Annotated in this window: 14 protein-coding genes; all 14 read left to right on the forward strand. The window is 38.5% G+C overall.

All coding sequences use genetic code 11. The features are described from left to right. Window positions 1-13 precede the first annotated feature (13 nt). The 14 genes from HCB45_RS10500 to lysS all read left to right on the forward strand — a co-directional run bounded on the left by HCB45_RS10500 (window position 14) and on the right by lysS (window position 15456). Window positions 14-1603, forward strand: coding sequence for a putative polysaccharide biosynthesis protein (locus HCB45_RS10500; RefSeq protein ID WP_185619806.1), 1590 nt, complete (start codon window positions 14-16; stop codon window positions 1601-1603). 31 nt (window positions 1604-1634) lie between these two features. Beyond that, window positions 1635-1901: an RNA-binding S4 domain-containing protein gene (locus HCB45_RS10505; RefSeq protein ID WP_281380855.1), complete on the forward strand. Its 267-nt coding sequence runs from the start codon at window positions 1635-1637 to the stop codon at window positions 1899-1901. A 223-nt stretch (window positions 1902-2124) separates the two neighbouring features. After that, window positions 2125-2511 (forward strand): FtsB family cell division protein, encoded by a 387-nt coding sequence (locus HCB45_RS10510; RefSeq protein ID WP_185619808.1) that lies wholly within the window; start codon window positions 2125-2127, stop codon window positions 2509-2511. A gap of 151 nt (window positions 2512-2662) precedes the next feature. Next, window positions 2663-3091 (forward strand): S1 domain-containing RNA-binding protein, encoded by a 429-nt coding sequence (locus tag HCB45_RS10515; RefSeq protein ID WP_185319467.1) that lies wholly within the window; start codon window positions 2663-2665, stop codon window positions 3089-3091. Between the two features lie 110 nt (window positions 3092-3201). Beyond that, window positions 3202-5148, forward strand: a complete 1947-nt coding sequence (locus tag HCB45_RS10520; protein ID WP_185619810.1) for a bifunctional tRNA lysidine(34) synthetase TilS/hypoxanthine phosphoribosyltransferase HprT — start codon at window positions 3202-3204, stop codon at window positions 5146-5148. 347 nt (window positions 5149-5495) lie between these two features. Further along, entirely contained in the window at window positions 5496-7571 is a 2076-nt protein-coding gene (gene ftsH / locus HCB45_RS10525; protein ID WP_185319465.1) for an ATP-dependent zinc metalloprotease FtsH, read from the forward strand. A gap of 115 nt (window positions 7572-7686) precedes the next feature. Further along, window positions 7687-8466: a type III pantothenate kinase gene (locus HCB45_RS10530; protein ID WP_185319464.1), complete on the forward strand. Its 780-nt coding sequence runs from the start codon at window positions 7687-7689 to the stop codon at window positions 8464-8466. Window positions 8467-8481: 15 nt separating this feature from the next. Next, window positions 8482-9366, forward strand: a complete 885-nt coding sequence (hslO, locus tag HCB45_RS10535) for an Hsp33 family molecular chaperone HslO (RefSeq protein ID WP_003725747.1) — start codon at window positions 8482-8484, stop codon at window positions 9364-9366. Between the two features lie 113 nt (window positions 9367-9479). Beyond that, on the forward strand, window positions 9480-10406 hold the full coding sequence (gene cysK / locus HCB45_RS10540) for a cysteine synthase A (RefSeq protein WP_185319463.1): 927 nt from the start codon (window positions 9480-9482) through the stop codon (window positions 10404-10406). A 692-nt stretch (window positions 10407-11098) separates the two neighbouring features. Next, the gene (folP, locus tag HCB45_RS10545) at window positions 11099-11914 is read left to right on the forward strand and encodes a dihydropteroate synthase (protein ID WP_185619812.1); all 816 of its coding nucleotides are present in this window, start codon (window positions 11099-11101) and stop codon (window positions 11912-11914) included. Between the two features lie 13 nt (window positions 11915-11927). Continuing rightward, entirely contained in the window at window positions 11928-12302 is a 375-nt protein-coding gene (folB, locus tag HCB45_RS10550; protein WP_185319461.1) for a dihydroneopterin aldolase, read from the forward strand. Then, a complete protein-coding gene (gene folK / locus HCB45_RS10555; RefSeq protein ID WP_185319460.1) occupies window positions 12295-12774 on the forward strand; it encodes a 2-amino-4-hydroxy-6-hydroxymethyldihydropteridine diphosphokinase in 480 nt (159 codons plus the stop codon). Before folB ends, folK begins: the two co-directional genes overlap by 8 nt. 75 nt (window positions 12775-12849) lie before the next feature. After that, window positions 12850-13845 carry a tRNA dihydrouridine synthase DusB gene (gene dusB / locus HCB45_RS10560; protein WP_003723750.1) on the forward strand — a complete coding sequence of 332 codons (996 nt, stop codon included), beginning with the start codon at window positions 12850-12852 and terminating at the stop codon, window positions 13843-13845. A gap of 114 nt (window positions 13846-13959) precedes the next feature. After that, window positions 13960-15456, forward strand: coding sequence for a lysine--tRNA ligase (lysS, locus tag HCB45_RS10565; protein WP_185619814.1), 1497 nt, complete (start codon window positions 13960-13962; stop codon window positions 15454-15456). Window positions 15457-15839 lie beyond the last annotated feature (383 nt).

Genomic DNA, 15839 nt, shown 5'->3' on the forward strand with positions numbered 1-15839 from the left:
AGGAGGTGGCGGGATGTCAGAACGTTCCATGAAAAGACTAATGAAAGGAGCGGCTTGGCTAACCGCTGCCTCGTTTATCTCTAAAATACTTAGTGCGGTTTACCGAGTACCTTTTCAAAATATGGTGGGGGATGTTGGGTTTTATATTTTTCAACAAGTATATCCAATATATGGAATTGCAATGACACTCGCGCTTGGTGGCTTCCCAGTTGTTATTTCTAAAATGCTGGCAGAAGCAGAAGGAGATTTAAGAAGACAGCAAATAATTATGCGTGCTGTCTCCAGAATGCTTCGAATTGTAAGCATAGCGGTTTTTGCTTTCTTGTTCCTATTTGCAGGTTTGATTGCAACTATGATGGGAGATCCAGCCCTTTCTGAGTTAATTCGTGTGATTAGTTTTGTATTTTTACTGATGCCACAACTCGCGTTCATGCGTGGATTTTTTCAAGGTGAGGGAGACATGATACCAACAGCAATTTCCCAAACAGTTGAACAAATAATTCGAGTAGCCATTATTTTAATCGGAGCAGGACTTGCGCTCAATTTGGGTCTAGATTTATATGACGCTGGTTCACTTGCGATGAGCGGTGCATTTTTTGGCGGGATAGCTGGAATCTTTGTTTTGCGCCACTTTTATAATAAAAAAGTCGCTCTTGGAGGAGGATTACAACCTGCTGTATTTGCTAATAAAGAAGAAAAAGTGGGAATTGGCCGGGCTTTTTTACGTCAAAGTGTAGCGATTTGTATTGTCAGTTCCATGTTGATTCTTTTTCAATTAGTGGATTCTTTTCAAGTTTATCGGTTGATGAATGATTCTGGAATTCCGGAATTTATTGCTAAATCTCTCAAAGGTATATACGACCGCGGACAGCCAATTTTACAATTAGGACTTGTATTATCGACGGGGCTCGCTCTTGCGCTTGTACCTATGATTACTGCGGCAAGAGTTCAAGACCAGCAAAAAGAACTTAAACGATCTATTTTGTTAGCGGTTAAAATTACATTGATTTTATCAGGAGCAGAAACAATTGGATTAATCGTTATTATGCGACCATTAAATCAGATGCTATTTCAAACTCCGGATGGGACCTTAGTTTTACAATTATTTATGCCCGCAGTTTTTCTTAGTTCCTTAATTGTAATGTTGAGCAGTATTTTACAAGGCTTCGGAAAAATCATCGTGCCCGCAGTTGGTGTTGGAATCGGTCTTATTGTAAAATGGATAACAGGTAGTATACTAATTCCGCGACTTGCAACAATTGGTGCTTCAATTTCAACGTGTATTGGCTTACTAGTAATCCTTATCATTTGTTATATTTCACTTAAACAGTCCATTCGTGTGCCATTCGTAGAGAAAGCAATGATTTTAAGATTAATTGCTGCATTAGCTTTAATGGCAATAGTTCCATGTTTATTCGAATGGTTCGCGCCATCAAGTACTAGACTCGGAAGTGCATTTCAAGCTATAACAAGTGCTGCTATTGGCGGAAGCGTTTTTCTTGTTTTTGCTCTGAGGTACAAATTGCTCGGCCCGAAAGATTTCGTTTTCCTTCCGTTTGGCTCCAAATTACTCGCACTTAGTAAGTTTGTAGCACGTAAATAATATAAAGTAGGTGAATAAAATGGCAACAACTATGCGCTTAGATAAATATTTAAAAGTTTCAAGGTTAATTAAAAGACGAACAGTAGCAAAAGAAGTAGCTGAAAAAGGACGAATTGCTGTCAATGGAGTAACAGCTAAACCAGGAACAAATGTAAAATCTGGGGATGAACTTGTGATTCGCTTTGGTCCGAAAATTGTTACAGCAAAAATTGAACGCTTAGAAGAAAATGCAAAGAAAGACCAAGCAACAGAAATGTATACAATTTTAAAAGAAGAACGCACAGACGAAAGCAGATGAAAATCGTCTGAAATCGCGCACGTTAGCCGATTTCAGACGATTTTTTATTTCGTATATTAAAATGCAAACAATTTTTAACAAAAAAGTCAAGAAAAATATCATAAAAAAAGCGGATTCCAATAGACAAATGCCTGATTTATTGATATTATTTTAAGCAAGAAACGTTTTTTTCTCTACCGAATTTCACAGATAAGAGCAAATAAGAACATGGGAGGGACGATGTATGAAAAAAGCCGAATCAAAAGTAGCGAGAATAGAAAATCGCTATATTAAAGATACCGCAACAATGAAAAAAACTCGTAATCGTCGCCGTATAGCCCTGTTTCGTAGACTTGCTTTTATGGCCATTATCTTTGCTGTCGTTGGTGGACTACTAACTATTACGTATACCAAACAAGTTTTAGCCCTCAAAGAAAAAAAAGAAAAGCAAGTGCAAGTAGATAAGAAAATGGTTGCAATGAAGGATGAGGAAGAAGCGCTAAATGATCAAATCAAAAAACTTCATGACGATGAATACATAGCCAAACTAGCAAGAAGCGAGTATTATTTATCCAAAGACGGAGAAATTATTTTTAATATTCCCGAAGAAAATTCGAAACAAAAAGAGTAAGTCAAAGCCGAACCGTCATTCTCCATGGTAGAATCAAAGGGAAAATAGAGTTGAGTATTTTTGGGGTTTGTAAGTTTGACTGTTTGACACTCTTTTTATTATAGCTATAATTAAGCAATAGAGTGATATTTTAAGGAGGACGCATTTTTTTATGTCGATCGAAGTAGGCAACAAGTTACAAGGGAAAGTTACTGGGATTACTAATTTTGGAGCATTTGTGGAGCTAGAAGGTGGCAAAACAGGGTTAGTCCATATTAGTGAAGTAGCAGATAACTATGTTAAAGACATTAATGACATCTTAACTGTTGGGGATGAAGTTACTGTTAAAGTAATGAATATTGGTGATGATGGTAAGATTGGCCTGTCCATTCGTAAAGCGGTGGATCGTCCTGAACGCCCAGAGAAAAGTTACGATCGTAAGCCAAAATACAGCAAAAAACCTGCTGGAAACTATGTAAAACCAGCCGAGAGCTTTGAAGATATAATGTCTAAATTCTTGAAAGATAGTGATGAAAGACTTACTACTATCAAACGCCAAACAGAATCTAAACGTGGCGGCCGAGGCGCAAAACGCGGCTAATACACTAAAATTAATTGTAATGTATAGAGATGCACCGTATTGGATCATTAATACGGTGCACTTTTTGATAAAAAATGTGAGAGCCGAATTTTGAAGGAAGGTTTTCTTGAATGGATGACATGGAAAAACGAGTACATAGATATATCGAGAAACACGAATTAATCCGATCCGATGATAAATTGCTTGTGGCAGTTTCTGGCGGTCCGGATTCTTTGACGTTATTACATTTTTTATGGAAATCAAATTTAGTTTCAAAAGAAGCGATTTCCGTCGCGCATTTAAACCATCGCTTAAGAGAAAACGCAGCAAAAGAACAACGCGTCGTCGAAACTTTTTGCGAGAGGCATAACATTCCTTTTTACATAGAAGAAGTAGACATAAAAACTCAAGCCCAAATTTTGCACAAAGGCATTGAAGAAACAGCTCGTATTGTCAGATATGCTTTCTTTGAAAAGGTAATGGCTAAGAATAACATAAACAAACTAGCGCTCGCGCACCATGCAGATGACCAAATCGAAACAATCCTAATGCGGCTAGTCCGTGGAAGTGCTGGTATCGGGTGGTCAGGCATACAACCAAAACGCGAGGTGAGAGGTGGACAAGCAATCCGGCCTTTCTTACCAATTACAAAAGCAGAAATTATAGATTACGCAAAAAAACATGGATTAGCATACGAAACGGATGAATCAAATGCTAGTCTAGAATACACGAGAAATCGATATCGGGCACAACTTTTACCATTTTTAAAGCAAGAAAATCCAGCCGTCTATTCGCACTTCGAAAGATTTTCAGAAGAAACAAGCGAAGACTTCCAATTTTTGGAGGCACTTGCGAGAGATGTATTGAAGAAAAACCTCATTAAAAACGGCAAAAAGACAACACTTTTACTTAGTAGCTTTAAAAATGAAGCGAATCCTTTACAACGTCGTGCAATTCATTTACTATTGAGATATCTGTACAATGAAAATGCCAGTTTTATTACGGTAAATCATATATATCAGATTATCCAAATAATTCAAAGCGACAATCCATCTAGTTCGATTGATTTACCGAATAAACTTATTGCAAGCAGAGCATACGATGAACTTCATTTTCAATTTGGAGAAAGACAAGCTTCTTCTGAGTTTTATCATCAATTAGAACTGAACGATCGCATTGAATTAGAAAATAAAACAAGCATCCGATTAAAGTTAAAAAGTTCTGTTGTTCAAACAAATGGGCTAAATGGAATGCTACTGGATGCAGGAGATATTGTTCTTCCATTAATCGTCCGAAACCGTGTGAACGGGGATAAAATGACGATGAAAGGGCAAGTAGGTAGTAAAAAACTAAAAGACATTTTCATCGACGCCAAGATACCAAGGCAAGAACGCGACAATCTGCCCGTGATAACAGACTATACTGGAAAAATCCTTTGGGTTCCTGGTGTGAAAAAGTCTGCCTATGACCGAGAGTTTAGTCGTAGCAAAAAGCAATACATTATTAGGTACACTCGAAATATAGGAGGAAACGAGAGCATGCATAATGATATTCAGAAAGTACTGATATCGGAGGACGAATTACAAGAGAAAATTCGTGAACTGGGTCGTGAGTTGACAACAGAATATGAAGGACGTAACCCATTAGTAGTAGGTGTGTTAAAAGGCGCAACCCCATTTATGACTGATTTACTTAAAAGAGTAGACACATACTTAGAGATGGACTTCATGGATGTTTCCAGTTACGGAAATGGGACAGTATCGTCAGGTGAAGTGAAAATTATTAAAGACCTAAATGCTTCGGTAGAAGGTCGCGATGTACTTATAATTGAAGATATCATTGATAGCGGTCGTACACTTAGTTATCTAGTGGATCTTATTAAATATCGCAAAGCAAAATCAGTTAAACTGGTTACTTTGCTTGATAAGCCAGCTGGAAGGAATGTAGCGATTGAAGCAGATTATGTAGGCTTTGTCGTGCCAAATGAATTTGTCGTTGGTTACGGGTTAGACTATGCTGAACGATACCGCAATTTACCATATATTGGTATTTTAAAACCAGAAATTTATAGCGAGTGAAAATAATTAACAAACAGAACTAATTTTTGTTAAAATGTAATAGTTACCTTTTTCGAAAACAAAAAGAAAAAAATTGCTGCCAAACGTGCAAAATAGTGGGCAATCTAGATTCGGTATGCTATCATTAGTCTTAGTTTTCGAAGGTGAAAATTGTATCAATAAATATTAAAAAATCTAAATTAATAATAGAATAACTTCGTAAGAGAAAAAGCGAAACGGATATGTTTTTAATAATCAGGGGAAGATAACTTTGTTTCTAAATCTGCTATTAGTCAAAAACAACTTTTAAAGGGGTAAAAATCCAGAAAAAGTAAGAATCCAAGCTCTTGCGTGGGAGGAGGTAAGGAATGAACAGGTTTTTTAGAAATGCGATATTTTATGTCATAATATTCCTTGTTATTATCGGGATTGTTGCTTCATTTAACTCAAACAAAGAGGCAGCCAAAGATATTAGCTATTCAGAATTTGTGAGTAAATTAGAAGATGGTAAAGTTAAATCTGTAGAAATACAGCCAGACCGTAGTGTTTATACAATCAATGGGGAATTTAAATCTAGTGATAAAAGTTCCGACGACAAAAAAACCGGTCTTGGACAAAGCAAAACAAGTAGCACTGCTTTCACAACATACGCTTTAAACAGCGATACTTCCCTTGATGATTTACAAAAAACACTCAAAAGTGAAGACGTGAAAACAACAGTAGTACCTGCCAAACAAAACAGCGGTTGGGTTACATTCCTAACTTCTATTGTACCTTTTGTAATTATCTTTATCCTCTTCTTCTTCCTAATGAGCCAGTCTCAAGGTGGCGGCGGTGGTAAAGTAATGAGCTTTGGTAAAAGTAAAGCCAAACTTTACAACGACGACAAGAAGAAAGTTCGCTTCACAGATGTAGCTGGAGCAGACGAGGAAAAACAAGAACTTGTTGAAGTGGTAGAATTCCTAAAAGATCCGCGTAAATTTGCGGACCTTGGTGCTCGTATTCCTAAAGGTGTCCTTTTAGTAGGTCCTCCGGGTACTGGTAAAACCTTGCTAGCTCGTGCAGTTGCCGGTGAAGCGGGAGTGCCATTCTTCTCTATCTCAGGTTCAGACTTTGTAGAAATGTTTGTTGGTGTCGGTGCAAGCCGTGTCCGCGACTTATTCGAAAATGCGAAGAAAAATGCGCCATGTATCATTTTCATTGATGAAATTGATGCAGTAGGTCGCCAGCGTGGAGCTGGAATGGGCGGGGGTCACGATGAACGTGAACAAACCCTAAACCAATTACTAGTTGAAATGGATGGTTTTGGCGGCAATGAAGGTATCATCATTATTGCAGCAACTAACCGTGCAGACGTACTTGACCCAGCGCTTCTTCGTCCAGGCCGTTTTGACCGCCAAATCATGGTTGATCGTCCAGATGTAAAAGGTCGTGAAGCAGTACTTCGTGTCCATGCTCGTAACAAACCACTTGCTAAAAGTGTTGATTTAAAAGCAATCGCTCAACGTACACCGGGATTCTCTGGTGCTGATTTAGAAAACTTACTGAATGAAGCCGCACTCGTTGCAGCTCGTTCCGATAAGAAAGAAATAGATATGAGTGACCTCGATGAAGCTAGTGACCGCGTAATTGCTGGTCCAGCTAAGAAAAATCGAGTTATCTCTGAAAAAGAACGCCGCACAGTTGCGTATCATGAAGGTGGTCACGTTATCGTCGGAATGGTACTTGATGAAGCGGAAGTTGTGCATAAAGTTACCATCGTTCCTCGTGGACAAGCTGGTGGTTATGCCGTAATGTTACCAAAAGAAGATCGCTTCCTAATGACGAAAGCTGAGTTAATGGACCGTATTACTGGTTTACTCGGTGGACGCGTAGCCGAAGAAGTTACTTTTGGTGAAGTAACAACTGGTGCAAGTAATGACTTTGAACGTGCTACTGAACTTGCTCGCCGCATGGTAACTGAATGGGGTATGAGTGACAAGATTGGACCACTTCAATTCACTTCTGGTAACGGTCAAGTATTCATGGGCCGAGATTTCGGTAGCGACAAAGGATATTCCGATAAAATCGCCTACGAAATTGATACAGAAGTTCAAAGCTTAATCCGCTACTGTTATGACCGCGCTAAAACAATCATTACAGAACATCAAGAACAACATAAACTTATCGCAGAAACATTACTAAAAGTTGAAACTTTAGATGCTCGCCAAATTCGTTCCCTATTTGATGACGGTGTAATGCCTCCAGATATCGATACAATTGACGTAGAAGCAGAATATCCTTCTGAAAAAGACGAAGAAGTAGTGGGTAAATCTTTTGAAGAAGAAAAAGAAGACTTAAAAGAAGAAGAAAAAGTCAAAGAAACTCAAGATGAACCAAAAGAAGTAACTTCGGAAGATGCTCCAAACATTGAGCAAACGCCAAACGATAAAAAAGACGAATAAAATCAAAGAGGCTGGGCTTTCCCAGTCTCTTTTTTGAAGCTATATTATTCGGATTTCTAACTAAAACATGTTATGATACGTTAGAAAAATCTTCTAAAGGACGGTATTTAAACTTATGATACTTGTAATTGACGTTGGAAATACTAACTGTACTGTCGGAGTTTATGAAAAACAAAAACTTCTAAAACATTGGCGGATGACAACAGATCGTCACCGCACATCTGATGAATTAGGGATGACAGTCCTGAACTTTTTTTCATATGCGAATTTAACTCCTTCTGATATTCAAGGAATTATTATTTCGTCCGTAGTTCCACCAATTATGCATGCAATGGAAACAATGTGTGTACGTTATTTTAATATCCGGCCATTAATCGTTGGTCCAGGAATAAAAACTGGTTTAAATCTCAAAGTAGATAATCCGCGCGAAATTGGATCTGACCGAATCGTAAACGCCGTAGCTGCATCTGAAGAATACGGAACTCCAGTAATTGTAGTTGATTTTGGCACAGCAACCACGTTTTGCTATATCGACGAATCAGGTGTATACCAAGGTGGTGCCATTGCTCCTGGAATTATGATTTCAACAGAAGCTTTATATAATCGCGCTGCCAAACTTCCGCGTGTAGATATTGCTGAATCTAACCAGATTATCGGGAAATCTACTGTGGCATCCATGCAAGCAGGCATTTTCTATGGTTTTGTCGGCCAATGCGAAGGAATCATTACGGAGATGAAAAAACAATCCAATGCAAGTCCAGTAGTAGTTGCGACTGGCGGGCTCGCTCGGATGATAACGGAAAAATCTTCTGTAGTAGATATTTTAGACCCGTTTTTAACATTAAAAGGTCTAGAACTTCTATATAGAAGAAACAAACCGACTACAGAAAAATAAAAGGAGTTTTATATAATGAGCGATTATTTAGTTAAAGCGTTAGCCTACGACGGTATGGCGCGTGTATATGCAGCAGTAACAACTGAAACAATCAAAGAAGCGCAAAGAAGACACGATACATGGTCTGTCTCCTCCGCTGCACTTGGCAGAACGATGACAGGGACACTTTTCCTTGGAGCAATGCAAAAAGAAGATCAAAAAATCACTGTTAAAATCGAAGGCGACGGCCCAATTGGTCCAATTGTTGCTGATAGTAATGCGCAAGGCCAAATCAGAGGATACGTAACAAATCCACACGTTCATTTCAGTGAACTAAATGAAGCTGGAAAACTAGATGTCCGCCGCGGGGTTGGAACATCTGGCATGCTTTCGGTTGTAAAAGATTTAGGTTTTGGCGAAAATTTTACCGGACAAACACCAATCGTTTCAGGCGAAATAGGCGAAGATTTTACGTATTACTTAGCAACATCCGAACAAATCAATTCTTCTGTCGGTGTAGGAGTGCTTGTTAATCCAGATGATACGATTGAAGCAGCAGGCGGTTTCATGTTGCAACTACTTCCCGGCGCGACAGATGAAATCATTGATGAAATTGAAAAAAACCTTACAGCTTTACCAACAGTTTCTAGAATGATTGAAGCAGGCGAAACTCCAGAATCTATCCTAGCTAAATTAGCGGGCGGAGAAGATAAATTACAAATTTTAGAAAAAATCCCGGTGTCCTTTGAATGTAACTGTTCCAAAGAACGCTTTGGCAGTGCAATAATTTCGCTTGGAAAAGAAGAAATCCGTTCCATGATAGAAGAGGATCATGGCGCAGAAGCAGAATGCCATTTTTGCCGAAACACTTATGATTTCTCAGAAGAAGAATTAGAAAAACTATACGAAGAAGCCAAATAAAGAAAAAGGAGCACCTAACCCGGTGCTCCTTTTTAAGAGGTTAAACTTGACAAAATAGGTCGGAATTAATTAAACTAGATGAAAGACCTAAAAAAGATAGGAGTGCTTTAATAATGACAATTGCAAATTCAATCACTGATTTAATTGGAAAGACACCTATTGTGAAACTTAACCGTTTGCCAGAAGCAGGAAGCGCGGATGTATACGTGAAATTAGAATTCCAAAATCCAGGTGGTAGCGTAAAAGACCGTATTGCTAACGCGATGATCGAAAGCGCTGAAAAATCTGGTGCATTAAAACCGGGTGACACAATTATTGAGCCGACTAGTGGGAATACAGGTATCGGCTTAGCAATGGTAGCGGCAGCAAAAGGTTATCAAGCAATCTTCGTAATGCCGGAAACGATGAGTTTAGAACGCCGTAAATTACTTCAAGCTTACGGTGCAAAATTAGTATTAACACCGGGACCAGACGGAATGAAAGGTGCAATTGCTAAAGCGGAAGAACTTGCAAAAGAAAACAACTATTTTGTTCCGCAACAATTCCATAACCCAGCAAACCCAGCAGTTCATGAAGAAACGACTGGACCAGAAATCGTTGAAGCTTTCGGTAAAGACGGCCTAGATGTTTTCATCGCAGGAGTTGGAACAGGTGGAACAGTAACCGGTGTAGGGCATGTACTGAAAAAGAATTACCCAGATGTTAAAATCTATGCTCTTGAACCAGAAGAATCCCCCGTACTTAGTGGCGGTTCTCCATCTCCGCATAAAATTCAAGGTATCGGTGCCGGCTTCGTACCGGATACATTAGATACAAAAGTGTATGACGGCATTCTAAAAGTTTCAAGTGAAGATGCCCTAGAAACAGCGCGTGAAGTAGCGAAAAAAGAAGGTATCTTGGTAGGTATTTCTTCCGGAGCAACTATTAAAGCTGCTCTTGATCTTGCGAAAGAACTTGGTGCTGGCAAAAAAGTACTCGCAATTGTTGCGAGTAATGGTGAACGCTACTTAAGCACACCGCTTTATAATTTTGAAGATTAATAATCAGAGGGCCTAGATTTTCTAGGTTCTTTTTTATGAAAAGAAATAAATGCATTTCTTATTATTTTCTAATCAAATGCACAGCAGAAATTTTCTTTTCTTGGTTAATATATAGACATAAGCTAACAACAAGCAAAACATTTTCATTCTTTCCCCTTTTGGAATGAAAATCCCAAACTCCCTTTTTGACCAGTGTGGTTTACTCCCTTTTTCCACACTGGTTTTTTAATGCAAAAAATGAAAAGAAAAACCGAGAAATCTCATGAAATTTTAACAAAAATCACAGCATACCCACCAAAAACTTGGTTAATATATAGACATAAGCTAACAACAAGCAAAACATTTCATTCTTTCCCCTTTTTAGAATGAAAATCCCAAACTCCCTTTTTTGACCAGTGTGGTTTACTCCCTTTTTCCACACTGGTTTTTTGATGCAAAAAAATGAAAAGAAAAACCGAGAAATCTCATGAAACTTTAACAAAAATCACAGCATATCCACCGAAAACTTGGTTAATATATAGTCATAAGCTAACAACAAGCAAAACATTTTCATTCTTCTCCCCCTTTTTAGAATGAAAATCCCAAACTCCCTTTTTGACCGATGCGGTTTACTCCCTTTTCCGCATCGGTTTTTTTGTGCGCTAAAATTACTGAATTCTGCTATAATAAATCTCGGAAAGAGGTGTTGGTGCTTGAAGAAGTGGAAAAGGGATCACCTAGGTATGGTCATGGGAATATTGAATGTTACGCCAGACTCTTTTTCGGATGGCGGGAAATATATGCAAGTGGAAGAAGCTGTGGCTCGAGCGTTACAAATGGCGGAAGATGGGGCAGCGATAATTGACGTTGGGGGAATATCTACTCGTCCAGGTTTTTCGGAAGTAACTCCTGAACAAGAACTTTCCCGAATTATTCCTGTCATCAAAGCTGTCAGAGAAAAATTACCAAATATATGGATTTCCGTTGATTCTTGGCGTGCTGAAGTAGCGGAACAAGCTATATTAGCAGGAGCTGATATGATAAATGACCAATGGGGCGCGAAAAAAGAACCGGAAATTGCCGAAATCGCTGCGAAATACAACGTGCCGATTTGTTTAATGCATAACCGGGAAAACGTACAATACGATAATTTTTTAGAAGATGTGAAAAAAGACTTGTTAGAAAGTATTGCCATAGCTAAAGCGGCATCAGTGCCAGACGAGCATATTATTCTCGATCCGGGATTCGGTTTTGTTAAAACACCTGCTCAGAATTTAGAAGTGTTACGACGCATTGATGAAATAGTTGCACTTGGCTACGAAGTTTTACTCGGAACGAGCAGAAAGTCAACCATTGGCCTCGTACTAGGAACTACTTCGGATGATAGAATGGAAGGAACTGGAGCGACAACTGTATACGGATTTTCGAAAGGCTGTACAATAACTCGTGTCCATGATGTGCTTCCAATTGCACGCATGGTACGAATGACAGATGCAATCACTGGCAAATTAGATATTACAAAAATATAAAGAGGTGCTTTAGTTGGATAAAATTTATTTAAACGAATTAGTATTTTACGGATACCATGGAGTTTTAGCGGAAGAAACAAAACTAGGACAAACGTTTCGAGTCTCATTAATCCTTGGACTTTCCACTAAAAAAGCGGGGATGTCAGATAGTGTAGAAGATACAGTCAGCTATGCAGAAGTTTATGAAACAGTAAAAGAAATAGTAGAAGGAAAACCATTCAAGTTAATTGAAGCACTTGCAGAAAAAATTTCAATAGAAGTTTTAGCGGGTTATCCTCTTTTGGAAGAAGTAACTGTAAAACTTATAAAACCAAATCCGCCGATTCCGGGACACTATGACTCTGTCGCGGTAGAAATTGAACGTAAAAGAAGTGATTTGAATGGCTAAAGCATTTCTATCAATTGGTACAAACATTGGTGAACGTTTAGAAAATTTAAATGATGCGCTAAGAGGTTTAGTCGCTTCGGATCAAATTAAAATTATCCATGTATCTAGTGTATATGAAACAGATGCAGTAGGTTACGAAAATCAAGCAGCATTTTTTAATATCGCCGTAGAAATCGAAACCAATTTTTCGCCGGTTGATTTACTAGACTTTTGCCTCGCGCTCGAACTTGAATTGGGGCGAGTTCGCTTATTTAAGTGGGGTCCACGTCTCATTGATATTGATGTTTTATTATATGATGATGTTAAAATCGATACAGAAAAGCTGAAAATCCCACATCCTTATATGAAAGAACGCGCTTTTGTGATGATCCCGTTAATAGAAATTTCGCCAGAAAAAAGCAATCTTGTTAAGAATTCAGCCGCTTTGGAAGAACAAGGCGTTCGAAAAATAAAAAATCACGTCAACTGGTAAAATTGGCACTTGCAGAAAAAACAGATTATGATAACATAACACTAGCGCAATTTAAGAGGAAGGGGTTTACCATTAATGTTTAAAATAGGTAATGTAGAAATTAAGAACCAAGTAGTTGTGGCGCCAATGGCCGGTATATCTAATTCCGCATTCCGTCTAACTGTTAAAGAATTCGGAGCAGGCCTCGTTTGCTGTGAAATGATTAGCGACAAAGGAATTGCATACCGTAATGCTAAAACGCTTGATATGCTATATATTGATGAAAAAGAAAAACCACTGAGCTTACAAATTTTCGGTGGTGAGAAAGAAACGCTTGTAGAAGCAGCGAAATTTGTAGCTGAAAATACAACAGCAGATATTATTGATATTAATATGGGATGCCCAGTAAACAAAATTATCAAATGTGAAGCTGGAGCAAAATGGTTGCTTGATCCAAATAAAGTATACGATATGGTAGCTGCTGTAGTGGACGCTGTTGATAAACCAGTAACAGTGAAAATGCGTATTGGTTGGGACGAAGAACATGTCTTTGCTATCGAAAATGCGCTTGCTGCTGAACGTGCCGGAGCTGCAGCTGTTGCAATGCACGGTCGTACTCGTGTTCAAATGTATGAAGGTAGCGCAAACTGGGACGTGCTTAGAGATGTAAAACGCGAACTCAAAATTCCTTTTATGGCCAATGGTGATGTGAGAACACCTGAAGATGCAAAACGAATTCTAGAGCACACCGGAGCTGATGGCGTCATGATTGGTCGTGCTGCTCTTGGAAACCCCTGGATGATTTATCGTACAGTGAAATTCCTGGAAACAGGAGAACTTCTTCCAGAACCGGAACCACGCGAAAAAATGCAAACTGCTATGCTTCACCTAAATCGTTTAGTCGAGCTAAAAGGGGAAAATATTGCAGTTCGTGAATTTAGACAACATGCAGCTTACTATCTAAAAGGTGCTCGCGGAAGTACTCGCGCGAAAGTGGCTGCTAACCAAGCAACAAAACAATCAGAGATGGAAGCAATTTTAAATGAATTTGTTCTTCAATATGAAGAAAAAGCATTAGCGAAACAAGACTAATTAGGATTGCCTCGAGTTTTCGGGGCAATTTTTAAATTTATACTAGAAAAATCAGACTAAAAAAGCGTATAATGGAAACATCTGTAGAAATGAATAGAATAGGAGTGTACCTATATGAGTAACGAGAATCATGAAGAACTAAATGACCAACTCATCGTCCGTCGCGAAAAAGTGGACACATTGCGCGAAGAAGGCATAGATCCTTTTGGCGAAAAATTTATCCGTTCCATCAGCCCGGAAGAAATCGAAACAAAATTTGCTGATAAATCAAAAGAAGAACTTGAAGAAGCTGCTATTGAAGTTTCTGTAGCCGGCCGTATTATGACGAAGCGTGTCAAAGGTAAAGTAGGTTTCACGCATATTCAAGACCGTTTTCATCAATTACAAATCTACATCCGTAAAGATGCTATTGGCGAAGATGCCTATGCGATTTTCAAATTAGCTGATTTAGGAGATATCATTGGCATAAAAGGAACTATTTTCCGCACTAACACAGGGGAGTTATCCGTAAAAGCAACAGAATTCACTTTACTTTCTAAATCATTACGCCCACTTCCTGATAAGTATCACGGTTTAAAAGACGTAGAACAACGCTATCGTCAACGTTATTTAGACTTGATTACAAATGAAGAAAGCCAAAACCGTTTTGTAATGCGTAGTAAAATCTTGAAATACACTCGTGATTACATGGATAATCAAGGTTTCTTAGAAGTAGAAACACCAGTACTCCATACCATTGCTGGCGGGGCTGCTGCAAAACCATTTATTACACACCATAATGCACTTGATATGGAATTATACTTACGAATCGCGTTAGAACTTCATCTGAAACGCCTAATCGTCGGCGGAATGGATAAGGTCTATGAAATCGGCCGTGTTTTCCGAAATGAAGGAACATCCACACGCCATAACCCTGAATTCACTATGCTAGAATCATACGCTGCTTATGAAGATTATGAAGATGTTATGGACTTAGTGGAAGGTTTAGTATCAACAGTATGTAAACAAGTAAATGGAACAACAAAAATAACATACGGTGAATACAATGTAGATTTGACTCCGAAATGGCGTCGGATCCACATGGCAGACGTAGTCAAAGAATATGTAGGCGTAGATTTCTGGAATGTAACCTCTGATGAAGAGGCACGTGAACTAGCTAAAAAGCATGATGTAGCAGTAACGGAACACATGACATATGGTCATATTCTAAATGAATTTTTCGAAACATACGTAGAAGAAAAACTTATTCAACCAACATTTGTTTACGGACACCCAGTAGAGATTTCTCCATTAGCGAAGAAAAACAAAGAGGATGAACGCTTCACCGATCGTTTTGAATTATTTATCGTTGGACGGGAGCATGCAAATGCGTTCTCAGAATTAAACGACCCAATTGATCAAAGAGAACGTTTTGAAGCGCAAATAAAAGAACGCGAACAAGGAAATGATGAGGCTCATGGGATGGATGCAGATTTCCTTGAAGCATTAGAATATGGACTACCTCCAACAGGGGGATTAGGGATAGGGGTAGATCGCCTAGTAATGCTATTAACAGACGCTCCATCTATTCGTGATATCCTGTTATTCCCAACAATGAAACACCGCGATTAACAATGAATCCAGAGCTGTTTTTCTCAGTTCTGGATTTTGCTGTTTTTTTAGAAAAAACAAATTTGCCAAAGAGAAACTTTTTCTTAAAATATGCTTGCAATCCCTATGAAAACATGATATATTTATAAACGTTCCAGTTAAACGAAGACAAAATGTGCTTGAGAAAATTAAATTTTTTTGAAAAAACATCTTGACTTTAATACCTGAATAGAGTAAGATATAAAAGTTGTTGCTAAAAGCAACAAAGAAGAAAAAGTGACCTTTGAAAACTGAACAAAGAAGAAGACGAAAAGCAATGAGACGTAAAGTCTCACTGGTAATCGCAGGGCAGAAAACAGAAAGCTGTTTTCAACAAAAACAAACTAGTAATTTAATTGCTAGCG

This window comes from Listeria farberi, from assembly GCF_014229245.1.
In the GTDB taxonomy this organism is placed as follows: Bacteria; Bacillota; Bacilli; order Lactobacillales; family Listeriaceae; genus Listeria; species Listeria farberi.